This window comes from Streptomyces sp. NPDC048270 (assembly GCF_040652335.1).
In the GTDB taxonomy this organism is placed as follows: Bacteria; Actinomycetota; Actinomycetes; order Streptomycetales; family Streptomycetaceae; genus Streptomyces.
This window is the reverse complement of record NZ_JBEZLV010000015.1, coordinates 24,240-48,338: the sequence shown is the minus strand read 5'-3', so window position 1 is coordinate 48,338 and position 24,099 is coordinate 24,240. Positions and strand designations below refer to the sequence as shown.

General features: G+C 72.2%; 19 protein-coding genes. 4 read left to right on the top strand and 15 right to left on the bottom strand.

Features of this window, described 5'->3' with window-relative positions; all coding sequences use genetic code 11:
- Nucleotides 1-36: 36 nt before the first annotated feature.
- The 6 genes from trmD to proS all read right to left on the bottom strand — a co-directional run bounded on the left by trmD (nucleotide 37) and on the right by proS (nucleotide 4,722).
- Nucleotides 37-858 carry a tRNA (guanosine(37)-N1)-methyltransferase TrmD gene (gene trmD / locus AB0D66_RS15795; RefSeq protein ID WP_362302568.1) on the bottom strand — a complete coding sequence of 274 codons (822 nt, stop codon included), beginning with the start codon at nucleotides 856-858 and terminating at the stop codon, nucleotides 37-39.
- Entirely contained in the window at nucleotides 858-1,427 is a 570-nt protein-coding gene (rimM, locus tag AB0D66_RS15790; protein WP_362302565.1) for a ribosome maturation factor RimM, read from the bottom strand. The genes trmD and rimM overlap by 1 nt, the downstream gene beginning before the upstream one ends.
- A 94-nt stretch (nucleotides 1,428-1,521) precedes the next feature.
- Nucleotides 1,522-1,761, bottom strand: a complete 240-nt coding sequence (locus AB0D66_RS15785; RefSeq protein ID WP_007266827.1) for an RNA-binding protein — start codon at nucleotides 1,759-1,761, stop codon at nucleotides 1,522-1,524.
- 2 nt (nucleotides 1,762-1,763) lie between these two features.
- Nucleotides 1,764-2,201: a 30S ribosomal protein S16 gene (gene rpsP / locus AB0D66_RS15780; protein WP_031144168.1), complete on the bottom strand. Its 438-nt coding sequence runs from the start codon at nucleotides 2,199-2,201 to the stop codon at nucleotides 1,764-1,766.
- A 272-nt stretch (nucleotides 2,202-2,473) separates the two neighbouring features.
- Nucleotides 2,474-3,070 carry a hypothetical protein gene (locus AB0D66_RS15775; RefSeq protein ID WP_069922136.1) on the bottom strand — a complete coding sequence of 199 codons (597 nt, stop codon included), beginning with the start codon at nucleotides 3,068-3,070 and terminating at the stop codon, nucleotides 2,474-2,476.
- A 239-nt stretch (nucleotides 3,071-3,309) separates the two neighbouring features.
- On the bottom strand, nucleotides 3,310-4,722 hold the full coding sequence (gene proS / locus AB0D66_RS15770) for a proline--tRNA ligase (protein ID WP_362302559.1): 1,413 nt from the start codon (nucleotides 4,720-4,722) through the stop codon (nucleotides 3,310-3,312).
- Between the two features lie 131 nt (nucleotides 4,723-4,853).
- Between proS and AB0D66_RS15765 the strand changes: the two genes are divergently transcribed.
- On the top strand, nucleotides 4,854-5,597 hold the full coding sequence (locus tag AB0D66_RS15765) for a methyltransferase type 11 (RefSeq protein WP_362302556.1): 744 nt from the start codon (nucleotides 4,854-4,856) through the stop codon (nucleotides 5,595-5,597).
- A gap of 9 nt (nucleotides 5,598-5,606) precedes the next feature.
- Here the strand turns inward: AB0D66_RS15765 and ftsH are convergent, their stop codons facing one another.
- The 6 genes from ftsH to AB0D66_RS15735 all read right to left on the bottom strand — a co-directional run bounded on the left by ftsH (nucleotide 5,607) and on the right by AB0D66_RS15735 (nucleotide 15,306).
- Nucleotides 5,607-7,547 (bottom strand): ATP-dependent zinc metalloprotease FtsH, encoded by a 1,941-nt coding sequence (ftsH, locus tag AB0D66_RS15760; RefSeq protein WP_362302552.1) that lies wholly within the window; start codon nucleotides 7,545-7,547, stop codon nucleotides 5,607-5,609.
- Between the two features lie 129 nt (nucleotides 7,548-7,676).
- Nucleotides 7,677-9,251: a signal recognition particle protein gene (ffh, locus tag AB0D66_RS15755; protein WP_362302549.1), complete on the bottom strand. Its 1,575-nt coding sequence runs from the start codon at nucleotides 9,249-9,251 to the stop codon at nucleotides 7,677-7,679.
- A gap of 115 nt (nucleotides 9,252-9,366) precedes the next feature.
- Nucleotides 9,367-11,793: a [protein-PII] uridylyltransferase gene (locus AB0D66_RS15750; RefSeq protein ID WP_362302546.1), complete on the bottom strand. Its 2,427-nt coding sequence runs from the start codon at nucleotides 11,791-11,793 to the stop codon at nucleotides 9,367-9,369.
- 17 nt (nucleotides 11,794-11,810) lie between these two features.
- A complete protein-coding gene (locus AB0D66_RS15745) occupies nucleotides 11,811-12,149 on the bottom strand; it encodes a P-II family nitrogen regulator (RefSeq protein ID WP_069922130.1) in 339 nt (112 codons plus the stop codon).
- Nucleotides 12,146-13,489: an ammonium transporter gene (locus AB0D66_RS15740; protein WP_362302541.1), complete on the bottom strand. Its 1,344-nt coding sequence runs from the start codon at nucleotides 13,487-13,489 to the stop codon at nucleotides 12,146-12,148. Before AB0D66_RS15740 ends, AB0D66_RS15745 begins: the two co-directional genes overlap by 4 nt.
- A 317-nt stretch (nucleotides 13,490-13,806) precedes the next feature.
- The gene (locus AB0D66_RS15735; RefSeq protein ID WP_362302538.1) at nucleotides 13,807-15,306 is read right to left on the bottom strand and encodes a hypothetical protein; all 1,500 of its coding nucleotides are present in this window, start codon (nucleotides 15,304-15,306) and stop codon (nucleotides 13,807-13,809) included.
- 364 nt (nucleotides 15,307-15,670) lie between these two features.
- Here AB0D66_RS15735 and AB0D66_RS15730 point away from each other — a divergent pair, with 364 nt between their 5' ends.
- Nucleotides 15,671-16,339 carry a bifunctional DNA primase/polymerase gene (locus AB0D66_RS15730; RefSeq protein ID WP_362302535.1) on the top strand — a complete coding sequence of 223 codons (669 nt, stop codon included), beginning with the start codon at nucleotides 15,671-15,673 and terminating at the stop codon, nucleotides 16,337-16,339.
- Nucleotides 16,340-16,429: 90 nt separating this feature from the next.
- On the opposite strand, the gene ftsY is transcribed toward AB0D66_RS15730, so the two are convergent.
- Nucleotides 16,430-17,653, bottom strand: a complete 1,224-nt coding sequence (gene ftsY / locus AB0D66_RS15725) for a signal recognition particle-docking protein FtsY (RefSeq protein WP_362302532.1) — start codon at nucleotides 17,651-17,653, stop codon at nucleotides 16,430-16,432.
- Nucleotides 17,654-17,797: 144 nt separating this feature from the next.
- On the opposite strand from ftsY, the gene AB0D66_RS15720 reads away from it, so the two are divergent.
- Nucleotides 17,798-19,237: a cytosine permease gene (locus AB0D66_RS15720; protein WP_362302529.1), complete on the top strand. Its 1,440-nt coding sequence runs from the start codon at nucleotides 17,798-17,800 to the stop codon at nucleotides 19,235-19,237.
- A 63-nt stretch (nucleotides 19,238-19,300) separates the two neighbouring features.
- Nucleotides 19,301-20,287 (top strand): LLM class flavin-dependent oxidoreductase, encoded by a 987-nt coding sequence (locus AB0D66_RS15715; protein ID WP_362302526.1) that lies wholly within the window; start codon nucleotides 19,301-19,303, stop codon nucleotides 20,285-20,287.
- Nucleotides 20,288-20,329: 42 nt separating this feature from the next.
- Here the strand turns inward: AB0D66_RS15715 and AB0D66_RS15710 are convergent, their stop codons facing one another.
- Together AB0D66_RS15710 and AB0D66_RS15705 are read right to left on the bottom strand one after the other, a co-directional pair.
- Entirely contained in the window at nucleotides 20,330-21,760 is a 1,431-nt protein-coding gene (locus AB0D66_RS15710; RefSeq protein ID WP_362302523.1) for a sugar porter family MFS transporter, read from the bottom strand.
- 243 nt (nucleotides 21,761-22,003) lie between these two features.
- Nucleotides 22,004-24,099 (bottom strand): AAA family ATPase (locus AB0D66_RS15705; RefSeq protein ID WP_362302520.1); only part of this gene is annotated, 2,096 nt, incomplete at its 5' end.

The window sequence follows — 24,099 nt, the reverse complement described above, 5'->3', positions numbered from 1 at the left end:
CTGTGGCAGGGGCGTCCGCGAGCACACAGCAGCCGCCTATTCTTCCACGGCCTGGGGCCTGCGCCAAAATCGGCCGTCGGCCGAGGGCGCCCAGCCCAGGATGGACAGGATCTCGCGGTCCTTCTTGTCGAAGGCGGAGGCCTCGCAGCGCTCGATCAGGTCCGGGCGGTTGCGGGCGGTCCGGCGGAAGGCCTCGTCCCGCCGCCAGCGGGCGATCTTGCCGTGGTGGCCGCTGAGCAGAACGTCCGGGATGCCCCGGCCGCGCCACTCGGGGGGCTTGGTGTAGACGGGCCCTTCCAGGAGGTTGGCCATCTCGCCGGGGGCGAACGAGTCGTCGCGGTGCGATTCGGCGTTGCCGAGCACCCCGGGGAGCAGCCGGGCCACGGCCTCGGTGACGACCAGGACGGCGGCCTCGCCGCCCGCCAGGACGTAGTCCCCGATGGAGACCTCGTAGACCGGCATGCGCGTGGCGTACTCGTCCATGACGCGGCGGTCGATGCCCTCGTAGCGGGCGGGTGTGAAGATCAGCCAGGGCCGCTCGGAGAGTTCGACGGCCAGTTCCTGGGTGAAGGGCCGGCCGCTGGGCGTGGGCACGACCACGACGGGGCCGTGCGCGCCCGCCTCGTAGCCGTCGGCCAGCGCCGAGTCCAGGGCCTCGCCCCACGGCTCGGTCTTCATGACCATGCCGGGGCCGCCGCCGTACGGGGTGTCGTCGACCGTGTTGTGCCGGTCGTACGTCCAGTCCCGCAGGTCGTGGACGTGCACGTCGAGCTGGCCGCGGGCGCGCGCCTTGCCGACGAGGGAGACGTTCAGCGGTTCCAGGTACTCGGGGAAGATCGTGACGACGTCGAGACGCATCAGGCGTCGTCCCCGGACCTCTGGACGTCCTCGTCGCGGGTCGAGGCGATGACCGCTTCGCCCTCGTCGATCAGCCCGGGCGGCGGGGTGATGACGCAGCGCTGCTCCTCGAGGTCGATCTCGGCGACGATCTCCTCCACGAAGGGGATCATCACCTCGGAGCCGTCCGGCCGCTCGACGATGAAGAGGTCCTGCGAGGGCAGGTGGGAGATCTCGGTGATCCGGCCGATCTCGGTGCCGTCCGCCAGGACGACGTCGAGGTCCATCAGCTGGTGGTCGTAGTACTCGTCGGGCTCTTCGGGCAGCTCCGCCGGGTCCACGTCCGCGATCAGCAGGATGTTGCGCAGCGCCTCGGCGCCGGTGCGGTCCTTGACGCCCTCGAAGCGCAGCAGGAGCCGGCCGCTGTGCACCCGGCCGGTCTCGATGGCCAGCGGTCCGGCCGACGCCGGGTCGGTCCGGAGCACGGCGCCGGGACTGAGCCTGAGTTCCGGCTCGTCGGTGCGCACCTCGACGGTGACCTCACCCTTGATGCCGTGGGCGCGGCCGATCCGCGCGACTACCAACTCCACCTTGATCTCCTGTTCAGACGACGACGGGCCGGGGCGGGCACGAATGCCCTCCCCGGCCCGTGCCGGTGATTCAACGCTTCTAGCAGACCGGGTCTCAGCGGACCTGGTCCACGTCGACGAGGTCGACGCGGATCCCCCGGCCGCCGATGGCGCCCACGACGGTACGCAGAGCACGTGCGGTGCGGCCGTTGCGGCCGATCACCTTCCCGAGGTCGTCGGGGTGAACCCGGACCTCGAGCACCTGTCCGCGGCGCAGGTTGCGCGAGGCGACCTGCACGTCGTCGGGGTTGTCCACAATGCCCTTCACGAGGTGCTCAAGAGCCTCCTCGAGCATGCTCAGGCCTCGGTCGACTCGGCGGCGGCCTCAGCCTCGTCCGCCTTCTTGTCGGCCTTCTTCGCCTTCTGCGTGATGGCTTCGCCCTTGGCGTCGCCACCCTCGAGGGCCTTGGCGAACTCGTCGAAGGAGCGACGCTTGCTCTCCTTCGTCTCCGGCTGCAGCAGCGGCGCGGGGGCGGGGAGGCCCTTGTGGGCCTGCCAGTCACCGGTGAGCTTCAGGATGGCGAGCACAGCCTCGGTGGGCTGGGCGCCGACGGACAGCCAGTACTGCGCACGCTCGGCGTTGACCTCGATGCGCGACGGGTTGTACGTCGGGTGGTAGATACCGATCTCCTCGATCGCGCGACCATCCCGGCGGGTGCGGGCGTCGGCGACGACGATGCGGTAGTGCGGCTGGCGAATCTTGCCGAGGCGCTTGAGCTTGATCTTGACTGCCACTGGAGTGGTGTCTCCTGAACTTGACGTGGTTGGGCACATGAGATGCCACGTGGGGTTGCGGTACTCGGGTGCCCGATGGACGCGTCAGCCGGAGGAGAGAGGGGTCCTATGCGACTGTCGAGTACAGCTAGCCATTGTGCCATACGCCTGCGGCGCTGCCGAGCGGGGTGATCCGGCCCCTGCGGGCGGGGCCCGCACCCCGCCGGCGTCGTACGGGGGACACCCGCGGGCACGGCCGTGGCCCCGCCCACCCGGTCCGGTGGCGGGGAGGGTCAGGAGGCCGCCGCCACCGCCACCTCGGGGATGCGGAAGGGCTTCATGCAGCCGCCGCAGACGATGGGGGCCTGGGCGAGTACGGAAGGCACCACCCGGACGTTGCGCCCGCAGTCGCAGACCGCCTTGACCCGGACGCCGCCGCCGGAGGAGCCGTGCCGGGCGGCCGGTCCGCGGAAGCTGCGCTTGGTGTCGGCGGCCGTGGCTGCCGTGTGCGCCTTCAGCGCGCGCTGCAGCCGCTCGATGGTGGGCCGGTAGCGCCGCTTCGCCTCGGGGTTGAGCGCGACCAGCGAGAAGCCGCTGCTCGCGTGGGGCTCCTCGGAGTGGTCCAGCCCCATCTCCTCGGCGATCGCGAGGAATCTGCGGTTGTGGTAGCGGCCGGCGCGCGAGGTGTCACGGACACCGCGGGCGGCGGCGATGCCGTGGACTGCCTCGTGCAGCAGTCGCTCGAAGGAGAGTTCGGCGCCACAGGCGGACGAGGACTCTCCGATCAGGGACTCGGGCGCGGCAAGGTCAGGCAGCTCGGAGTGGTACCGCTGAATGTCGGCCCACGCCTGCGCCAGCTCTGCGGCGAGAACAGGTGGTGTCGTGCTCACGTCGTGACAACGAGCCGGGGTGCCCCGGTGTTCCGATTCCGGGCCATTCCAAATTTTTTGCACGTACCAGTCAGTTCAGTCTCATGCGTCCTGACGAGGACGGGTGCGCCGATCTCAGGAGGAGTCGGTACGTAACGACGAGTACGCCCCGCCGCGCGGCGCGGGCCGCGCGCACGGGGCGCACAAGCGGATCAGCACATCGGCGGATCAGCGAATCTGCGGGTCCGCGGGTCCGCGGATCAGTACGAGCGCGCGACGATCGCGAGCGTACCGGGAGCGTCGTCCGCCTCCGGGACCGACCCGTCCGCGGCGATCAGGCAGCGCACGGAGACGGCCTGCTCGGCCAGCTTCGCCTCGCCCTCCGGGCCCAGGTCCGCCCACGGGATGCGCGCCCAGCCGCCGGCGATGGCGGCCTCGGCGGCCTCCTCGATGGTCGAGACGTCCGAGGTGCGGGCCTCGCGGCGCTCGCGGGACTCGCGCAGCAGCTGCGCCTGGTCCTCGTCGAGCACCTTGGGCAGCAGGTCGGCGAGCGCGTCGATCTGCACCGGGGTCTTCCCGCCCGGGATCCTGCGGGCCAGCATCGCGGTGCCGGCCTCCAGGTCGCGGGGGCCGATCTCGATGCGGACCGGTACGCCCTTGAGCTCCCAGTCCACGGCGCGGCGGCCGAAGGGGGTGTCCACGCGGTCGTCGACCTGCACGCGGATGCCGGCGGCCTTCAGCTGGGCGCCCAGCTCGCGGACCTTCGCGACGGCCTCGTCACCCTTGATCGCCATGACGACGACCTGAACGTGGGCGAGGCGCGGCGGGACGCGCAGGCCGTTGTCGTCGCCGTGGGACATGATCAGGCCGCCGACCATGCGGGTCGAGACGCCCCACGAGGTCTGCCAGACGAGCTCCTGCTTGCCTTCCTTCGACAGGTACTGCGTGTTGAAGGCCTTGGCGAAGTTGGTGCCGAGCTCGTGGCTGGTGCCCAGCTGCAGGGCCTTGCCGTCGCCCATCATGCCCTCGAGCGTGAGGGTGTTGATGGCCCCGGCGAAGCGCTCCTTGGCGGTCTTCCGGCCGAGCACGACGTCGATGCCGAGCACGTTCGTCATGAAGTCGCCGTAGACGTCCGTGTGGATCCGGGCGGCGTAGTCGCGGGCCTCCTCGTACGTGGCGTGGGCGGTGTGGCCCTCCTGCCAGAGGAACTCGCTCGTACGGAGGAACACGCGGGGGCGCATCTCCCAGCGGACCACGTTGGCCCACTGGTTGATGAGCAGGGGCAGGTCCCGGTAGCTCTGGACCCACTTGGAGAAGTAGTCGTTGATGATCGTCTCGGAGGTGGGCCGGACCACGACCGGCTCTTCCAGCTCCTTGCCGCCGCCGTGCGTGACGACCGCGAGCTCGGGGGCGAAGCCCTCGACGTGCTCGGCTTCCTTCGTCAGGTACGACTGCGGGATGAACAGGGGGAAGTACGCGTTCTGGGCGCCCGCGTCCTTGATCCGCGCGTCCATCTCCTGCTGCATCCGCTCCCACAGGCCGTAGCCGTACGGTCGGATGACCATGGTGCCGCGGACCGGACCGTTGTCGGCCAGCTCGGCCTTGTTGATCAGATCCTGGTACCAGCGGGGGAAATCCTCCGCCTGCGGGGTGAGAACGGGTGCCTTTGCCATGGCGCGAATGGTACGGCGCCCGGCGCGCCGAGCGTGAATCGGGTGGCTCGTTCCTCTGGACGCGGAGGCGGATGGGGAGTTCTCTGTCAACGGGGGCAAGGGGGCGACATGGAATCAGGAGCGCTCTTTCGATGACACCGACGCCGACCGCGACGCTCGTCGCCCGGGACTGGGCCGAGATCCAGGAACGGATGCTGGTACCGCTGTACGAGGCGGTCTACGACCGGCTGGAGGTCGGGCCGGGAGACCGGCTGCTGGGCCTCGGCTGCGGGGCCGGGCTGCCCCTGCTGCTCGCGGCCGGGCGGGGAGCCGCCGCCACCGGCGTGGAGGCGGATCCGGCCCGGCGGGCGCTGGCCCGCGAACGGCTCCTGGAGGTGCTGGCGGCTCCGCCGTGCGCCCCGCCGTCCGCGGCGGCCGAGGGTCCGTACGACGCCCTGCTGGCCTTCTCTCCCGACCCGGCGGCGCTGGAGCCGGCCCTGCCCGCGGTCCGGCGCGGCGGGGCGGTGGTGCTGGCCGACTGGGGCCCGGCGGAGAGGTGCACCGTGCCGGCGGTGCTGGGCGGCGGTCCCGTGCCGCGGGACCTGGACGCGCTCGTGGAGCGGGCCGGGCTGCGGCCGGACGGGTCGGGGCGGGTGTTCTGCCCGTTCGGCTACGCGGACGTGGACAGCGCGGTGCGCGGGCTGCTGTCGACGGGGCTCTACCCCGTGGCGGGCACCGGCGGCTCCGCCGGGGGCGATGACGCCGCGCGCTTCGGGATGGCCGATCCGGCGCTGGCGGAGAAGGAGCTGGCGGTCGCCCTTCACCCGTACGAGCGGCCGGACGGGGCCGTTTGGCTGCCGAACATCTTCCGGTATGTGATCGCCCGGGTGGCCTGACGGCCGTGCTCACGCGGGGTCGTGGCCCTTCGTCAGGCGGGTGATGCCGGCGGCGGCGTACGCTGCCCGTTCGTCCAGGGTCTCGTTGGCGAGCAGGGCGTCGGCCAGGGCGTCGAGTTTCGGGCGGTTGTCGCGCAGCAGGCGGCAGGCCTCCGCGTAGCACTCGTCGACGATCCGCCGCATCTCGTGGTCCACGGCGTCGAGGGTGGTCGGGGCGGCGGACAGGCCGTAGGGGCTGCCGCCGTCGGACGGGATGGCGGTGAGCTTGCCGACGCGGTCGCTCATGCCCCAGCGGCCGACCATGCCGCGGACGATGTTGGTGACCTGTTCGAGGTCGTTCTCCGCGCCCGTGGTGATGACGTCGTAGACCACGTGCTCGGCGGCCATGCCGCCGAGCGCTCCGATGATGCGGCCGCGCAGGTACGGCTCGGTGTAGGCGTACCGGTCGGCGTCCGGGGTCGAGAGGGTGACGCCGAGGGCGCGGCCGCGGGGCACGATGGTGATCTTGCGGACCGGGTCGGCGCCCGGCTGGAGCATGCCCAGGAGGGCGTGCCCGCTCTCGTGGTAGGCCGTGCGGCGGCGTTCCTCCAGCGGCATGACCAAGGAGCGCTCCGCGCCGAGCTGGACCTTCTCCAGGGCGTCGGACAGGTCGGACTGGGTGACCTGGTCCTGCCGCCGCTTGACGGCCAGCAGGGCGGCCTCGTTGGCCAGGTTGGCCAGTTCGGCGCCGGTCATCCCGGGGGTGGTACGGGCCACTTGCGCGAGGTCCACGCCCGGGGCGAGCGGGATGTCCCGGGTGTGGATGCGCAGGATGGCCTCGCGCCCGCCCCGGTCGGGCGGGGAGACGACCACCGTGCGGTCGAAGCGGCCGGGCCTCGTGAGGGCGGGGTCCAGGACGTCGGCGCGGTTGGTGGCGGCGAGGACGACCACCCCTTCCGAGCCCGAGAAGCCGTCCATCTCGGTGAGGATCTGATTGAGGGTCTGTTCGCGTTCGTCGTGGCCGCCCATGGTCCCGCCGCCGCCGCGCACGCGCCCGATGGTGTCGATCTCGTCGATGAAGATGATCGCGGGGGCCACCTTGCGGGCCTCGCTGAACAGTTCGCGGACCCTGGAGGCGCCGACTCCGACGATCATCTCGATGAACTCGGAGGCGGAGGCGGAGAAGAACGGCACCCCTGCCTCGCCCGCCACCGCGCGGGCGAGCAGGGTCTTCCCGGTGCCGGGCGGGCCGGACAGCAGGACGCCGCCGGGCATCCGGGCGCCCAGCTTCCGGTAGGCCTGCGGGTTCTTGAGGAAGTCGACGACGTCGTTGAGCTCGCCCTCGACCTCGTCGATGCCCGCCACGTCCGCGAAGGTGGTGCGCTGGGCGCCCTGGTCCAGCTCCACCGGCTTGGGCGGCGCCTTGCGGCCCAGCCCGCCCATGCCGCCGCCCATCCCCGCGCTCATCCGGCGCGCGATGAACACCCAGAGCAGGACCAGGAGCAGCATCGGGGCGAGGGAGAGCAGCAGGTTGGCCAGGAAGCTGCGCTGGACGACGACCGGGGAGGCGGTCACGTTCACGTTCTGCTTGGTGAGGTTCGCCCACAGGTCGTCGTCGGCGAAGGCGGGGCGCTGGGTGACGAACTTGGTGTAGTCGCCCTTGTCCCCGTCGGGCCTCGGCTGCTTGGCCTTGAGCTGGCCCTGGATCGCGTCGCCCTTGGAGTAGATCTTCGAGACGTTGCCGGCCGCGACCTGCTTGCTGAACTCGGTGTACGAGATGGTCGGCTCGCCCCCCTCGTTGAAGAAGGACAGCACCAGGTTGGTGATCAGGTACACGATCAAGGCGGTGAGGATCAGCCCGCGCCAGCCGCCCGGCATCCGCTTCTTCGGCGGAGGCGCGGGCGGCGCGCCCTCGGAGCGCCAGGGCGTGTCGGCCCTGTCGCGGGGCGGTACCGGGGTGGGGGTGGGCACGGGGCGCCTCCTTCTGCCGTCCTCCCGGCAGACGATAAGCGACAAATCCCCCCATTGCCCCTGCAGAACGCGCAGGGCCCCGGCCGTGGGGTCACGACCGGGGCCCTGCGCTTCCCGCCTGGGCGGGTACTACTTCATGAACTTCTTGAACTCGTCCGGAAGGTCGAAGTCCTGGCCGGGCTGACCGCCGCCGGCCGGCAGGCCGAACGGGTTGGCGCCGGGCGCGGGCTCGGCCGCCTGCGGACCCTGCTCGCGGCGGGCCGCAGCCGCGGCCTCCTCTTCCCTGCGCTTCATCGGGTTGCCGCTCTTGCGCTTGCCCTTGGCCTGCTTGACCTGCTTCTTCTGCCGGCCGGGGCCGCCGCCCATCCCGGGGATGCCGGGCATGCCGGGCATGCCGCCGCCCTGGGCCATGCGGGACATCATCTTGCGGGCGTCGAAGAACCGCTCCACGAGCGACTTGACCGCGCTGACCTCGGTGCCGGAGCCCTTGGCGATACGGGCGCGGCGCGAGCCGTTGATGATCGTCGGGTCCTGGCGCTCGGCCGGGGTCATCGACTTGATGATCGCGGCGGTGCGGTCCACGTCGCGCTCGTCGATGTTGTTGATCTGGTCCTTGATCTGCCCCATGCCGGGCAGCATGCCGAGCAGCTTGGAGATGGAGCCCATCTTGCGGACCTGCTCCATCTGGGCCAGGAAGTCGTCGAGCGTGAACTCCTTGGGGCCCTTCTGCAGCTTGGCCGCCATCTTCTCGGCTTCGGCCTGGCTGAAGGTCTTCTCGGCCTGCTCGATCAGGGTGAGCATGTCACCCATGTCGAGGATCCGGCCCGCCATGCGGTCCGGGTGGAAGGCGTCGAACTCGTCGAGCTTCTCGCCGTTCGAGGCGAACATGATCTGCTTGCCGGTGACGTGCGCGATGGAGAGCGCGGCGCCGCCGCGGGCGTCGCCGTCGAGCTTGGAGAGCACGACGCCGTCGAAGCCGACGCCGTCGCGGAAGGCCTCGGCGGTGTTGACCGCGTCCTGACCGATCATGGCGTCGACGACGAAGAGGATCTCGTCGGGGCTGACGGCGTCGCGGATGTCCGCGGCCTGCTGCATCAGCTCCTGGTCGATGCCGAGGCGGCCGGCGGTGTCGACGATGACGATGTCGTGCTGCTTGGTGCGCGCGTACTCGATCGAGTCCTTCGCGACCTGGACCGGGTCACCGACGCCGTTGCCCGGCTGGGGGCCGTAGAAGGCCACGCCCGCGCGGTCGGCGACGACGGAGAGCTGGTTCACGGCGTTGGGGCGCTGGAGGTCGCAGGCGACCAGGAGCGGGGTGTGGCCCTGCCCCTTGAGCCACAGGCCGAGCTTTCCGGCGAGGGTGGTCTTACCGGCACCCTGGAGACCGGCCAGCATGATCACGGTGGGGGCGGTCTTGGCGAAGCGCAGCCGCCGGGTCTCGCCGCCGAGGATCGTGACGAGCTCGTCGTTCACGATCTTGAGGACCTGCTGGCCCGGGTTCAGGGCCTTGCTGACCTCTTCGCCGCGCGCGCGTTCCTTGACGTTCGCGATGAAGGAGCGGACGACCGGGAGGGCGACGTCGGCCTCGAGGAGGGCGATACGGATTTCCCGGGCCGCTGCGTCGATGTCAGCCTCGGACAGCCGGCCTTTGCCGCGCAGGCCCTTGAAGGTATTCGCCAAGCGGTCGGAGAGCGTATCGAACACGGTGGTCGCGATTCCTCGGGTCGGGGGCGTTGTGGTCGTCCCCCAGGGTATCGGGCCGCGCCGCGCACTGAACCCTGCGGTCCGATCCCGGGTGCGGGGATCGGACCGCGGGGGGCTACGAAAGGGCGGCCTGCACCGAGGCGGCCAGGGCGGCGGCCTCCCGCGGGGGCAGGGGCTTGCCGTCGCCGTCGACCACGTACACGGTGTCCACCGCGTTGGCCCCCAGCGTCGAGACGTGCGCGCTGCGCACCCGCACCCCCGCCGTCTCCAGCGCACGGCCGATCCGGTGCAGCAGGCCGACCGCGTCGGGGGCCCGCACCTCCAGGACCGTGGCCAGGGCGGAGACGTCCGCGGCCACCGTGACCCGGGGCGGCGGCGGGACCACCCCGCGCCGGCGCGGGTACGCCGCCTCGCGGTCCGCCAGCTTCGACGGGACGTCCAGCGAGCCGTCCAGGGCCCGGACCAGGTCGGTGCGCAGCCGGGCGGCCTCGGGCAGCGCCCCGTACTCGGCCGCCACCCGCCACCGCAGCACCAGAACCTCGCCGAGCCGGTCCGGGAGCTCCACGGACCGCAGGTCCGCCGCCCGGACGGTCAGCCGGTGCAGGGCCAGGACCCCGGCCGCCGCGGGGAGGACCCCCGGCTGGTCGGGGACGGCCACGACCAGCTCCACGCCGACCGCGTCCTCCTCCTGGCGGGCGTGGAGCGCGAGCACCGGCTCCCCGGTGCGCAGGGCCTCCACCGCCAGGCGCTCCTGCTCGGTCGTCGGGATCTCCGGCTCCCGCACCTCCTGCGGCGCCCCGCGCAGGACGGCCGCGACGCGCGCGACGAGGTCCGCGACGAGCGATCCCCGCCAGGCGCTCCACGCCGCCGGGCCGGTGGCCAGGGCGTCGGCCTCCGTCAGGGCGTGCAGTATCTCCAGCGTCCCCACCGACCCCACGGCCCCGGCGACCGAGCGGACGGTCGCCGGGTCGTCCAGGTCGCGCCGGGTCGCGGTGTCGATCAGCAGCAGGTGGTGGCGTACGAGCGTGCCCAGGACGGCGACGTCGCGGGCGTCGAAGCCGACCCGGGCGGCGACGTCGCGGGCGATCGTCTCGCCCGCGACCGAGTGGTCCCCCGGCCAGCCCTTGCCGATGTCGTGCAGCACGGCGGCCATCAGGAGCAGGTCGGGGCGGCCGACCCGGCGGGTGAGGGCCGAGGCGCGCACGGCCGTCTCGATCAGGTGGCGGTCCACGGTCCAGGTGTGGACGGGGTTGCGCTGGGGCCGGCACCTGACCCGCTCCCAGTCGGGCAGCAGCCGGGTGATCAGGCCCTCCGCCTCCATGGCCTCCCACACGGCCACCATCGGCTCCCCCGCGCCCAGCAGCGTCAGCAGCTGTTCGCGGGCCTCCGCCGGCCACGGCACCGGCAGCGGCTTGGCCTGGGCGGCGAGCCTGCGCAGGGCGTGCAGGGAGACCGGCAGCCCCGCCTGCGCGGCGGCCGCGCCGAGCCGCAGCGCCAGGGCCGGGTCCCGGTCGGGTCGCGCGGCCAGGGCCAGGACGGCCTCGCCGTCGGACTCCACGACCCCTTCGGCGAGCGGTGCCCGCGGGGCCGCCGCCGGGGCCCGGGTGCCGAGCAGGCCGCGCAGCCGCGGCCGGGCCGAGCGCGCCCGCAGCACCCGCCCGACCTCGCGCCAGGTCACGTCGCCGGCGTACGCGACGACCCGCGCGGCCTCGTACACCTCGCGGAGCAGCGCGTCCGCGTCGAGCAGCCCGAGCTGCGCCGCGACCTGGTCCTGTTCCTGGAGCGCGAGCCGGTCGGTGGCCCGGCCCGTCACCAGGTGCAGGGCGTCCCGGGCGTCGAGGAGCCGGCGCCGGGCCTCGGCGAGGCCCTCGCGCGGGGCGTCGGCGAGCCAGGACGCCGCCACCGCCCGCAGCGCGGTGGCGTCCCGCAGCCCGCCGCGGGCCTCCTTGAGGTCGGGTTCGAGCAGGAAGCGGAGCTCCCCGGCGCGCTCGGCCCGCTCCCGGCACAGGGAGTGCAGCTGGGGGAGGCGTTTGGCGGCCTGGTTGCGCCAGTCGGCCAGGACGGAGGTGCGCAGGCCCGCGAGCAGGCCGGCGTCTCCGGCGACCGGGCGGGCGTCCAGCAGCCCGAGGTGCACCTTGAGGTCCTCGGCGGCCGTCTTGCGGGCCTCGCCGGGTGTCCGTACGGAGTGGTCGAGGGCGAGGCCCAGGTCCCACACCGGGTACCAGAGGCGGTCGGCCAGCGCGCTGAGCTGCCGCGGCTCGGCCTTGCCGTCGTGGAGCAGCACCAGGTCGAGGTCGCTGCGCGGGGAGAGCTCGCCCCGCCCGTAGCCGCCGACGGCCACCAGGGAGGCGCCGCGCACGCCGGTCTCCCGGACGGCGGTCGCGAACAGCGCGTTCAGCCATGTGTCGGTCAGTCCGGCCAGGGCGGAACGCCGCGAAGGCCCGGACCGCGACTCCTCCTGGAGGAGTCGCAGCCGGGCCGCGGCGTATCCGCTGGGTCCCGAGTCGGCCGTGTGGTCCGTGGTCTCTTCGACGCTCGTCACCCAGGAGCTCCCGTCACCTAAAGCGCGTCAGCGCCGCGCTCGCGGGTGCGGACCCGGACGACCGAGTCCACGGGCACGCTCCACACCTTGCCGTCACCGATCTTGCCGGTGGCGGCGGCCCGCACGATGACGTCGATCACGTCGTCGGCGTCGGCGTCGTCCGTGAGCACCTCGATGCGGATCTTGGGTACGAGGTCCACGGTGTACTCGGCGCCGCGGTAGACCTCGGTGTGGCCGCGCTGGCGGCCGTAGCCGCTGGCCTCGGTGACCGTGAGCCCCTGGACCCCGAAGGCCTGGAGGGCTTCCTTGATCTCGTCCAGCTTGTGCGGCTTGACGATCGCGGTGATCAGCTTCATGCGTCAACCTTCTTGCTCGCGGCGGCGGGGACGGGTACGGCGGTGCTCCTGGAGGAGGCTCCGCCGCCCGCTCCGCTGAAGTCGTAGGCGGTCTCGGCGTGTTCGACCTGGTCGATGCCGGAGACCTCGTCGTCCTCGGTGACCCGCATCCCCATCGTCTTGTCGAGGAGGAAGGCGAGCAGCGCGGACACGACGAGAGAGTAGGCGAGGACGGCGAAGACTCCGACGGCCTGCTTGCCGAGCTGCTCCAGGCCGCCGCCGTAGAAGAGGCCCGCGACGTCGGACTGGACTCCGCCGGTGGCGAAGAGGCCCACGAGCAGGGAGCCGGCGACACCGCCGACGAGGTGCACGCCGACCACGTCGAGGGAGTCGTCGAAGCCGAACCTGTACTTGAGGCCCACCGCCATGGCGCACAGGACGCCGGCGATGGCGCCGACGGCGATCGCGCCGAGCGGGCTGACGGCTCCGCCCGCGGGTGTGATGGCGACGAGGCCCGCGACCGCGCCGGAGGCGGCGCCGAGGGTGGTGAAGGAGCCGTGGCGCAGCTTCTCGTAGGCGAGCCAGGCGAGCATGGCGGCGGCGGTGGCGACCTGGGTGTTGACGAACATGACCGCGCCGACGCCGTCGTCGTTGCCGAGCCAGGATCCGGCGTTGAAGCCGAACCAGCCGAACCAGAGGAGCCCGGCGCCGAGCATCACCAGGGGGAGGCTGTGCGGGCGCATCGGGTCCTTCTTGAAACCGACGCGCTTGCCGATGACCAGGATCACGCCGAGGGCGGCGGCGCCGGCGTTGATGTGGACGGCGGTGCCGCCCGCGAAGTCGATCACGCCGAGCTCGAAGAGCCAGCCGCCCGCGCCCCAGACCCAGTGGGCGACGGGGAAGTAGACGACGGTGACCCACAGGGCGGTGAACAGGGCCCAGGCGCTGAACTTCACGCGGTCGGCGAGGGCGCCGCTGATCAGGGCGGGGGTGATGACGGCGAACATCAGCTGGAAGACTGCGAAGACGTAGACCGGGATGGTGTAGCCGTCCCACAGCTCGGTGATGCCGATGCCGCTGAGGCCCACGTAGTCGGAGTTCCAGCCGATGAGGGAGCCGGAGTCGGTGCCGAAGGCGAGGCTGAAGCCGTAGAGGACCCACAGGATCGTGACGATCCCGAGGCTGATGAAGCTCATCATCAGCATGTTGAGGCTGCTCTTGACGCGGACCATGCCTCCGTAGAAGAAGGCGAGTCCCGGGGTCATCAGCATGACCAGGGCGGAGCAGATGAGCATGAACCCGGTGTTCGCGGCAGACAGCGTCGGGGCGTCTGCCGCGAGGGTCGTGATGGCTGATGCCATCGGCGTCTCCTCGTCGTCGGTACGTTCGCGTGCGGGCGATCGTGAAAACCTGAGCGGCGTTAAGGGGTCCGGCCGGGTGGAGGGCTGGCCCGGACTGGCCGGTTATTGGCCCTGAGATTCGCGCAGGCCGGTTTCCGGCGGCGCCGCAAGGTGTTTCGTGCCCGTGACGAAGAGGTCGGGCGTGTTACGCGTCCATGAACGGACGGCCGGCGTGAGCCGGCCGCGGCAGTACCCGGATGTCCTGGCTGGGGGAGCCTGATCGGGCCTCACGGGGTTGCCTGCCGCGGCCGGGGCCTCGGGGGCGGCCGGGAGGGCCGTCAGACGGCCTCCGCGGCTTCGGGGAGCCGGGCGGCGAGGATGTCGGTGAGCCGGACGACGTCGGCGACGTCGCCGTACTCACGGGCGGCCGTGTCGACGGTCTTGCGGAGCCGGGTGTTCACCCGCTCGGACCGAACCTTTTGCGCCACGTCGAGGGCCCGGCCGACGAGGACGGTGGCCTGCTCGGGCTCGCGCTGGAGCAGGTGGACGGTGGCCATGCCGATGAGGTTGAGGGCGTAGGAGCGCTGGTGCTCCTCGTCCTTCTCGAACAGTTCGACGGCCCGCTCCATGACGGGCTCGGCGAGGGAGGCGTAGGTGGGGCTGCGCCCGGCGACGTAGGCCAGGTCCCGGTACGAGTGGGAGTTCTCGCCGTTCAGTTCCGCCTCGGAGAAGAAGCGGATCCAGTCGGGTTCGGGCTCGCCCCCGAAGCCGACGTCGCCGAAGGTGTCCTCGGCCATCCGCACGGCCCGCTTGCAGCGGCTGGGCTGCCCCATGTTGGCGTAGGCGCGGGCCTCCATCGCATACAGCATGGCCTGGGTGCGCGGGCCGGCGCAGTCGCGGCTGCCGTACTGCGCGAGGTGGATGAGCTCCAGGGCGTCCTCGGGGCGGCCGAGGTGGATCATCTGGCGGCTCATCCCGGAGAGGATGTACGAGCCGAGCGGCTTGTCCCCGGCCTCCTTGGCGGCGTGCAGGGCGAGGACGAAGTACTTCTGCGCGGTGGGGTGCAGGCCGATGTCGTAGCTCATCCAGCCGGCCAGTTCGGCGAGTTCCGCGGCGACCTTGAAGAGCCGCTTCATGACGTGCGCCGGGTGGTTCTCCTGGAGCAGGTCGGTGACCTCGTGGAGCTGGCCCACGACGGCCTTGCGGCGCAGTCCGCCGCCGCACTGGGCGTCCCACTGGCGGAACATGACGGTGGTGGCGTCGAGGAGGTCGAGCTCGGGTTCGGAGAGCCGCGGCGGGCGGGGCCCGCCGAGCGTGCCCGCCGGCCCCGCCGTACGCGGCCCCGGGTCGGCGGCCGGGGCCGGCACGAGCCAGCGCTGCATGGGCTCGATGAGGGCGGGGCCGGCGGAGAGGGCGAGCGAGGTCCCGAGGAAGCCGCGGCGGGCCAGCATCAGGTCGCTGCGGGAGAACTCGCCGAGCAGCTCGACGGTCTGCGGGCCGGCCCAGGGCAGGTCGACACCGGAGACGGAGGGGGTCTGGTGAGCGGTGCGCAGGCCGAGCTGCTCGATGGCGACGACGGAGCCGAAGCGCTCCGAGAACAGCTCGGAGAGGATCCGCGGGACGGGCTCGCGGGGCTGTTCGCCGTCGAGCCAGCGGCGCACCCGGGAGGTGTCCGTGCTGATGTGGTGCGCGCCCATCTGGCGGGCCCGGCGGTTGACCTGGCGGGCGAGTTCGCCCTTCGACCAGCCGCTGCGGACGAACCACGACGTCAGCTGGACGTTCCGGTCTGCGGACTCCGCAGCATCCTCGTCCGTTCCGCTTGCGCCGTTGCCGCTCACTGGAACGCCCCCATCCGCTCAGCCTCTTCCACACGAACCCTGACGGGAACGGCAATCGTCGCCACGGACCTTCACGAGTCCTTCACGTATTGCCTCCGGCATACCCACGGATGGGTTCGCCTTCGGGGTTCATGTACCGAAAGTAATCCTACGATCACCCCTCCGGCGAGGTCGATTCCAGAAACGCCACCATTCGCCACCCCTTTGAATGAACTCGCCACCGGCCAGGCGCGATTCACTTGACACCGAGGTGAAAAGGGATGGGTGGACAGGAGTGCGCTCGGGGCGCACGCGGCGAGGAGTGCGCCGGTCCCGCCGGTCCCGTAACCACCGGAGCGTCCGACCCGTTGGAGGGGGCATGGGCATGGGCTTCACGATCGGCGGTAGCCGCGGCACCAGGGAGTTCCGCTCCGGCGCCCGGCGCCGCGGCCGGACCTCGGAGTGCACGGCGGTGGCGGAGTACACCGGACTGTGGGGCTGGGACGTGGTCCCGGGGGCTCGTGCGGCGGCGCCCGCACGCGACTGCTCCTGCGGGGACGCGCGGTGCCCCGCCCCCGGGGCGCATCCCCTCCCCTTCGCCCCCACGGTCAAGGCCGGGGCCACCCTGGACGAGGTCACCGAGGCCTGGGGCGAGTACCCGGGCGCGGCGGTGCTGCTGCCCGTGGGCCCCTCCTTCGACGTCATCGAGGTCTCCGCGGAGGCCGGCCGGCGCGCGCTGGTCCGGCTGGAGCGCATGGGCCTGCCGCTCGGGCCGGTCATCGAGACCCCGGACGGCCGGGCGCAGTTCTTCGTGGCGCCGGGCGCCGCGGCCGAGCTGCCGCAGCTGCTGTACCGGATGGGCTGGGACGACGCGGACCTCGACCTGCGGGCACTCGGCCACGGCTGCCACGTGACGGCCCCGCCCTCCGACCGGGCGGGACTCGGCCAGGCCGGCTGGCTGCGGCCGCCCGCGCTCGACGCGGCCGGGAGCCCGCCCCAGGCCCGGCTGCTGCTCGGCACCCTCGCGTACATCTGCCACCGCCTGCGCCGGTAGCGCCTCCCCCCCCACGTGTGGGTGCCCCCGCGTTCCGGCCGGAACGCGGGGGCACCCGCACGTGGGGGGGGGGGGGGGAAGGCGGGCCCGTCAGTCGCCGATCAGGGCGTCGACGAACGCCTCCGGCTCGAAGGGCGCCAGGTCGTCCGGGCCCTCGCCGAGCCCGATGAGCTTGACCGGGACCCCGAGCTCGCGCTGGACGGCGATGACGATGCCGCCCTTGGCGGTGCCGTCGAGCTTGGTCAGCACGATGCCGGTGATGTCCACCACCTCGGCGAAGACACGGGCCTGGGTCAGGCCGTTCTGGCCCGTGGTGGCATCCAGGACCAGCAGGATCTCGTCGAGCGGGCCGTGCTTCTCCACGACGCGCTTGACCTTGCCGAGCTCGTCCATCAGGCCGGTCTTGGTGTGCAGGCGGCCCGCGGTGTCGATGAGCACCACGTCGGCGCCCTCGGCGATGCCCTCCTTCACGGCGTCGTAGGCGATCGACGCCGGGTCGCCGCCCTCAGGGCCGCGCACCGTACGGGCCCCCACACGGTCACCCCAGGTCTGGAGCTGGTCGGCGGCCGCGGCGCGGAAGGTGTCGGCCGCGCCGAGCACCACGCTGCGGCCGTCGGCGACGAGCACGCGCGCCAGCTTGCCGGTGGTGGTGGTCTTGCCGGTGCCGTTGACGCCGACGACCATGATCACACCGGGGGTGTCCTCGCCGCTCTCCGTCTTCACGGCGCGGTCGAAGTCGGTGCCGAGCAGCGTCAGCAGCTCCTCCTTGAGCAGGGCGCGCAGGTCCGCCGGGGTGCGGGTGCCGAGCACCCTCACCCGCTCGCGGAGCCGGTCGACCAGCTCCTGGGTCGGGACGACACCGACGTCGGCGACGAGGAGGGTCTCCTCGATCTCCTCCCAGGTGTCCTCGTCGAGGTGCTCCCGGGAGAGCAGCGTGAGCAGCCCCTTGCCGAGGGAGTTCTGCGACCGGGCGAGGCGGGCGCGCAGCCGGACCAGGCGCCCGGCGGTGGGCTCGGGCACCTCGATCGCGGGCGCGGGCGGCGCCTCCACGACCGGGTCCTCGACGGCGGGCGGCGTCGCGAGAGCGGCCTCGGCGTCGGGGAGGGCGACCTCCTCGATGGTGCGGCGCGGCTCTTCGACCGTCGGTGCGGCGTCCTCCCCCACCTGGGGTTCGGCGGGCGGGGCAGTGATGGTCGGCGTGCTCGACGGCGCCGTGGGCGGCAGCTGCTTCTTCTTGCGGCTGCTGACCACGAGCCCGCTGATCGCGCCGACCGCGACCAGGGCGATGACTACAGCAAGGATGAGGATGTCCATAACCCACCCAGTATCTGCCACAGCCGCCCCGTAACCCGGACCTTGGAGGTTCCCACCGGGTCGTAAGCCTCTATTTGTGGTTTTAGAGGCAAATCTACGATGATGAGCGACTCCCCCTCCACTCCCTCCCCCACGGAGTACTGCATGTCTGCCGAAGAGACCGCGATCGAGACCCGCGGCCTGGAGCCGGTGCCGGACGGCGAGCGCAGCGGCCGGGTCCGCGAGCTCGTCCCCACCTGGGTCGCCGCCAACATCAGCGTGCTGCTGCTGACCATGGGCGCCGGACTGGTGATCTTCAACAAGCTCAACATCTGGCAGGTGCTGATCGTCGCGGTCGCCGCGCCGGTCGTCTCGTACGGCATCGTGGGCCTGATATCGATCGCCGGGAAGCGGGGTGGCGCCCCGGGCATGGCGCTCTCGCGGGCCGTCTTCGGCCAGCGCGGCAACCTCTTCCCCGGCGCCCTCATATGGGTGGCCCGGTGGGGCTGGGAGACCATCAACGCGGTGAGCGGCGCCTACGCCGTGCTGACCGTGCTCGACCTGCTCTTCGGCATCAAGAGCAACACCCCGCTGATCGTCGTCACCCTGCTGTTCTTCGTGGGCTGCACCTTCGTCGTCTCGGGTCTCGGCATCAACGCGCTGCGCGTCTGCTCGAAGTGGTCGACGTACCTCTTCGGCGCCTTCAGCGTGCTGGTCCTCGGGTACCTGGTGGCCACCACCGACTGGTCCGCCGTCTTCGGCAAGCCGGCCGGCTCCACCGCGATGATGATCGCGGGCATCGGCACCATCGCCGCCGGCGGCATCAGCTGGGTGCCCTCGGGCCCCGACTTCACCCGCTACCTGCCCCGCACCGCCTCCTCCAAGGGCATGGTCGGCGCGACGATCGGCGGCGCCGGCGTGGTCGTGCTCCCCATGGTCCTGATGGGCGCGGTCATGGCCGTCGGCACCCCGGACCTGGCCAGCGCCCAGGACCCGGTCTCCTTCATCGGCGAGCTGCTGCCGACCTGGATCGCGGTCCCGTACCTGCTCATCGCCCTCGTCGGCATGCTGCTCATCAACTCGATGTCCATGTACTCGGCCGGCTTCACCGCGCAGACCCTCGGCATCAAGGTCCCGCGCACCTGGGCGGTCAGCGTCAACGCGCTCATCAGCCTGGTCTTCGGCTTCCTGCTGATGGTGGTGGCGACCAGCTTCTTCGGCTCCTTCATCTCCTTCCTGACCCTGCTGGCCGTGGCCTTCTCCGCGTGGATCGGCGTCTTCGGCGTGGACATGCTGCGCCGGAAGGCCTACGACGGCCCGGCGCTGCTGGACACCACACGGACCAGCGCCTACTGGTACAAGGGCGGTTTCGCCTGGCAGGCGATGACCGCGTGGGCCCTCGCCCTGGTCGTGGGCCTGCTGTTCACCAAGGTCGACTGGTTCAGCGGACCGCTCGCCACCACCTGGATCGGGCAGAACGGCCTCGGCTGGGCGGCCGGCATCCTCACCTCGGCCGTGCTGTACGCCGCACTGCCGCGCACGCCCGCCCCGGAGGCGGCCGCTGCGGCCGAGGAGCCCGAGCTCGCCGGATCCCTGTCCAACTGACGCTACGTCAGCTAACGTCCCCCTTCGCCCGCCCACCCACATCCGGCGAAGGGGGACTCCTCCATGCCCATCACCGTGGCCCGGTTCAATCTCGTCGACCCGAACGGCACCCCCGAATCCCTGTCCGCCCGCTACAAGGCGGCGCTGGAGATGGCGCGGTACGCGGACGACCGCGGCATCGACACCGTCCAGACCGAGGAGCACCACGGCACCGGCAACAACTGGCTGCCCTCCCCCTTCGCCTTCGCGGGCGCCGTGTTCGGCGCCACCCGTCGGATCGCGGTCACCGTCTCGGCGATCATCGGCCCCTTGTACGACCCGCTGAAGGTGGCGGAGGACATCGCCGTCCTGGACCTGCTGAGCGGCGGGCGCCTGGTCACCGTGGCGGGCATCGGCTACCGGCCCGAGGAGTACGAGCAGCACGGCGTGGAGTGGGGGCGGCGCGGCCGGCTCCAGGACGAGCTGCTGGAGACCCTGCTGAAGGCGTGGACCGGCGAGCCGTTCGAGTTCCGGGGCCGCACCGTACGGGTGACCCCGCGGCCGTTCACCCGGCCGCACCCGATGCTCCTGGTCGGCGGGAGCTCGCAGGCGGCGGCCCGGCGCGCCGCCCGGCTGGGCCTGCCGTTCTTCCCGAGCGCGCACCTGCCGGAGCTGGAGGCGTACTACCAGGAGCGGCTCGCCGAGTACGGCACGGAGGGCTTCTGCATGATGCCCGCGGCCGAGACCCCGCTGCTGCACATCGCGGAGGACCCCGACCGGGTCTGGGCCGAGCACGGCGGGCGCTTCCTGCACGAGGCCAGCATGTACGCGTCGTGGCAGTCCAAGGACATCCGCAGCGCGGTGCGGTCCGCCGCGGGCTCGGTGGCCGAGCTGCGCGAGGAGGGCGTGTACCGCGTCCTGACCCCGGACGAGGCGGTGGCGTACGCCCGCGGCGCCGGCGAGGCGGGGAACCTGGTGCTGCACCCGCTGTGCGGCGGGATGCCCCTGGACGAGGGCTGGCGCAGCCTGCACCTGCTGTGCGAACAGGTACTGCCCCGGCTCAAGGACTGAGCCGGGGCAGCATCGAGGAGAAGGGGCGGTGGCGGGGGATGGTTACCCCATCTCCTCCAGCGCCTTGCCCTTGGTCTCCGGCACCCACTTGAGGATGAACGGGATCGAGAGCAGGGCGAAGAACGTGTAGATCATGTAGGCGCCGGACAGGTTCCAGTCCGACAGGGTCGGGAACGACACGGTGATGACCCAGTTGGCGATCCACTGGGCGGCCGCGGCGACGCCGAGGGCGGCGGCGCGGATGCGGCCCGGGAACATCTCGCCGAGGAGCACCCAGACCACCACGCCCCAGGACAGGGCGAAGAAGAGCACGAAGCAGTTGGCGGCGATCAGGGCCACGATGCCCTGCGCGTGCGGCAGGGCGATGTCGCCGCCGGCGCCGGACTTGTAGGAGAAGGCCCAGGCGGCGAGCGCGAGGGAGATCGCCATGCCGGCGGAGCCGATGAGGGCCAGCGGCTTGCGGCCGATCCGGTCCACGAAGACCATCGCGATCACCGTACCGATGATGTTCACGACCGAGGTCTCGAAGGAGTAGAGGAACGAGGCGCTCGGGTCGATGCCGACCGACTGCCACAGCGAGGAGCTGTAGTAGAAGATCACGTTGATGCCGACCAGCTGCTGGAAGACGGAGAGGCCGATGCCGATCCAGACGATCGGCAGGAAGCCGAAGCGGCCGCCGAGGAGGTCCTTGAACGTCGACTTCTGCTCCGAATGGATGGCGCGGTCGATCTCGCGGACCCGGGCGTCGGCGTCGATGCCCGACCCCTCGACCTCGCGCAGCACCGTCTTGGCCTTCTCCATGCGGCCGACCGAGACCAGGAAGCGCGGGGATTCGGGGATGGCGAAGGACAGCAGGCCGTAGAGGACGGCCGGGACGACCATCACGCCGAGCATCCACTGCCAGGCTTCCAGGCCGCCGATCTTCCCGCGCTGGTCGCCGTCGGCGAGGTTCAGGATGCCCCAGTTGACGAGCTGGGAGATGGCGATGCCGATCACGATCGCGGCCTGCTGGAAGGAGGCGAGGCGGCCGCGGTAGGCGGGCGGGGAGACCTCGGCGATGTAGGCCGGGCCGATGACCGAGGCCATGCCGATGGCGAAGCCGCCGACGACCCGCCAGACGGCGAGGTCCCAGAGGGCGAACGGGAGCGCCGAGCCGATGGCGCTGGCGGTGAACAGGACCGCGGCGATCTGCATGCAGCGGATGCGGCCGATCCGGTCGGCGATGCGGCCGGCGGTGGCGGCACCGAGGGCGCAGCCGATCAGCGCGGCGGCGATCACCTGGGCGAGGGTGCCGGAGCCTACGTCGAAGCGGTCGCGGATCGCCTCGACGGCGCCGTTGATGACGGAGCTGTCGTAGCCGAAGAGGAAGCCGCCCATGGCCGCTGCGGCGGTGATGAAGATGACGTGCCCGAGGTGATCGGGCTGCGCCGGCCGGCCACCGCCCGACGCGGGTGCGTTCGCTGTGCTGGTCAAGGTGCGCTCCTGGGCCCGGCGCCGACGGCGGGCGGTGTGGGGGTGTGTGTCTATGCGCGTGTTCCTCTAGTGGCGCACAGCATGCGGCTCACCACCACCTGAACGTCGGACACGGCACAGCAGAGCTTATGACTTCACTTTCTGAAGTCAAGGCCTCGTGAAAAATGCATCAAGGACGGATGGATGCCAACTGAAGGCGCGATTTAGTGTTCACTTTGTGAACTTAACGTGGAGCCAGGGAAGTCAGCGGAGCCGCTGACTGATCACCTTGGAGACGCCGTCGCCCTGCATCGAGACGCCGTAGAGGGCGTCGGCGACCTCCATCGTCCGCTTCTGATGGGTGATCACGATCAGCTGGGAGCTCTCCTGGAGCTCCTCCATGATCCGGATCAGCCGCTGCAGGTTGGTGTCGTCGAGTGCGGCCTCGACCTCGTCCATCACGTAGAACGGGCTGGGGCGCGCCTTGAAGATGGACACCAGCAGGGCCACGGCGGTCAGCGAGCGCTCGCCGCCCGACAGCAGCGACAGCCGCTTGACCTTCTTGCCCGGCGGGCGGGCCTCGACGTCGACGCCAGTGGTCAGCATGTTGTCGGGGTCGGTGAGGACCAGCCGGCCCTCGCCGCCGGGGAACAGCCGCGAGAAGACCCCCTCGAACTCCCGGGCCGTGTCCCGGTACGCCTCGGTGAAGACCTGCTCGACGCGCTCGTCGACCTCCTTCACCACCTGAAGGAGGTCGGCGCGGGTCTTGCGCAGGTCCTCCAGCTGCTCGCTGAGGAACTGGTGGCGCTCCTCCAGCGCCGCGAACTCCTCCAGCGCGAGCGGGTTGACCTTGCCGAGCTGCTGGTAGGCGCGCTCGGCCGCCCTGAGCCGCTTCTCCTGCTGGGCGCGGACGAAGGGGCCGGGCAGGTTGCGGGGGTGCTCCGGGTCCTCGGGCAGCGCCTCGCCCTCGGCGGGCGGCGACGGCGGTACGGGCTGGTCGGGCCCGTACTCGGCGACGAGGCCGGCCGCCTCCATGCCGAACTCCTCCAGCGCCTTGGCCTCCACCGCTTCGATGCGCAGCCGCTTCTCGGCGCCGAGCACCTCGCCGCGGTGCACCGAGTCGGTGAGCTCGTCGAGTTCGCCCTTCAGGTCCCGGCCGCTGTTCCTGGCGTCCGCGAGCTCCCGCTCGCGCAGGCCCTTGGCGTGCTCGGCGCCGGCGCGTTCCCCGTCGGCGCGGCCCAGCGAGACCTCCACGTGCGCGAGCAGCTGGCGGGCGCCGTCGGCGACGGCCCGGGCGACCTCCGCCTCGTGCCGCAGGCGGGCCCGGCGGCGCTCGGCGCGGGCGCGGGCCTCCCGCTCGGCGCGGGCCGCCCGGTCGAGCGAATCCGCCCTTCCGGCCAGCGCCTTGACCCGCTCCTCGTGGGTCCTGAGCTGGAGCCGGGCCTCCATCTCCGTTTGCCGGGCATTGGCCCCGTCGGCGGCCAGCCGGTCCCGTCTGGACGTGTCCGGCTCCTCCTGTGCGGGCATCTCCTCGGCCGTCGCGAGCTGCTCGGCGCACTCCTCCACGTCCAGCAGCGCCTGCTCCAGGGAGTCCTGGGCCTTGGCCGCCGCGGTGGCGCTGCGCTCGGCCTCGCCGACCGCGCCCTTCGCCTGTCCGGCGAGGCGGCCGAGCTGCTGCGCGACCCCGGCCCGGGCCCGCTCCCCGGCCCGGCGGCGCTCGGCGAGCTCCTCGACCAGGGCGGCCGCGTCCTGCCGCCGCGCCTGGGCGGCCGACTGGGCCGCGGCCAGCTCGAGGCACCGCGCGTCGAGCCGGGACAGCTCGCCCGCCGCCTCGTCGACCGCCGCCTGCACCTCGATCAGGCTGGGCGCCCCCGCGGAGCCGCCGTGCGCGAGGTGCGCCCCGAGTACGTCGCCCTCGACGGTCACCGCCACGGCGTCGGGCCGCGCCGCGACGAACGCCTCGGCCTCGTCGAGCGTCCCGACCACGAAGTGCCCCCGCAACACCCAGGCCACGGCCCGCCGCGCCTCGGGGTCCCCCCCGACCAACTCAGAGGCGGCCACCCCACCGCCCCCGACCACACCCACCGCACACGCCCCGCCGGCAACGCCCGCGGGACCGGTGGTGGGGCTCTGCCCCCGACCCCGTGCCCCGGTGTCCGCCAGGCTCTGTCCCTGGGCGGCCCCGGGCGTGGCCTGATCTGCGCCCCGCGCGTCGCGGCCGTTCCGGCCTGCCGGGGTGCCGTGCGGCGGCGTTTCCAGCCCCGCCGGCGTTTCCAGCCCCGCCGGCGTTTCCAGCCCCGCCGGCGTTTCCAGCCCCGCCGGCGTTTCCAGCCCCGCCGGCGTTTCCAGCCCCGCCGGCG

Bases quoted from the DNA above. Each gene is read 5' to 3' on its own strand.
- AB0D66_RS15720 (WP_362302529.1), top strand. From the start codon at position 17,798: ATGTCTGCCGAAGAGACCGCGATCGAGACCCGCGGCCTGGAGCCGGTG.
- trmD (WP_362302568.1), bottom strand. From the start codon at position 858: ATGCGTCTCGACGTCGTCACGATCTTCCCCGAGTACCTGGAACCGCTG.
- AB0D66_RS15730 (WP_362302535.1), top strand. From the start codon at position 15,671: ATGGGCTTCACGATCGGCGGTAGCCGCGGCACCAGGGAGTTCCGCTCC.
- AB0D66_RS15745 (WP_069922130.1), bottom strand. From the start codon at position 12,149: ATGAAGCTGATCACCGCGATCGTCAAGCCGCACAAGCTGGACGAGATC.
- AB0D66_RS15715 (WP_362302526.1), top strand. From the start codon at position 19,301: ATGCCCATCACCGTGGCCCGGTTCAATCTCGTCGACCCGAACGGCACC.
- ftsY (WP_362302532.1), bottom strand. From the start codon at position 17,653: ATGGACATCCTCATCCTTGCTGTAGTCATCGCCCTGGTCGCGGTCGGC.
- AB0D66_RS15785 (WP_007266827.1), bottom strand. From the start codon at position 1,761: ATGCTCGAGGAGGCTCTTGAGCACCTCGTGAAGGGCATTGTGGACAAC.
- proS (WP_362302559.1), bottom strand. From the start codon at position 4,722: ATGGCAAAGGCACCCGTTCTCACCCCGCAGGCGGAGGATTTCCCCCGC.
- AB0D66_RS15765 (WP_362302556.1), top strand. From the start codon at position 4,854: ATGACACCGACGCCGACCGCGACGCTCGTCGCCCGGGACTGGGCCGAG.
- AB0D66_RS15740 (WP_362302541.1), bottom strand. From the start codon at position 13,489: ATGGCATCAGCCATCACGACCCTCGCGGCAGACGCCCCGACGCTGTCT.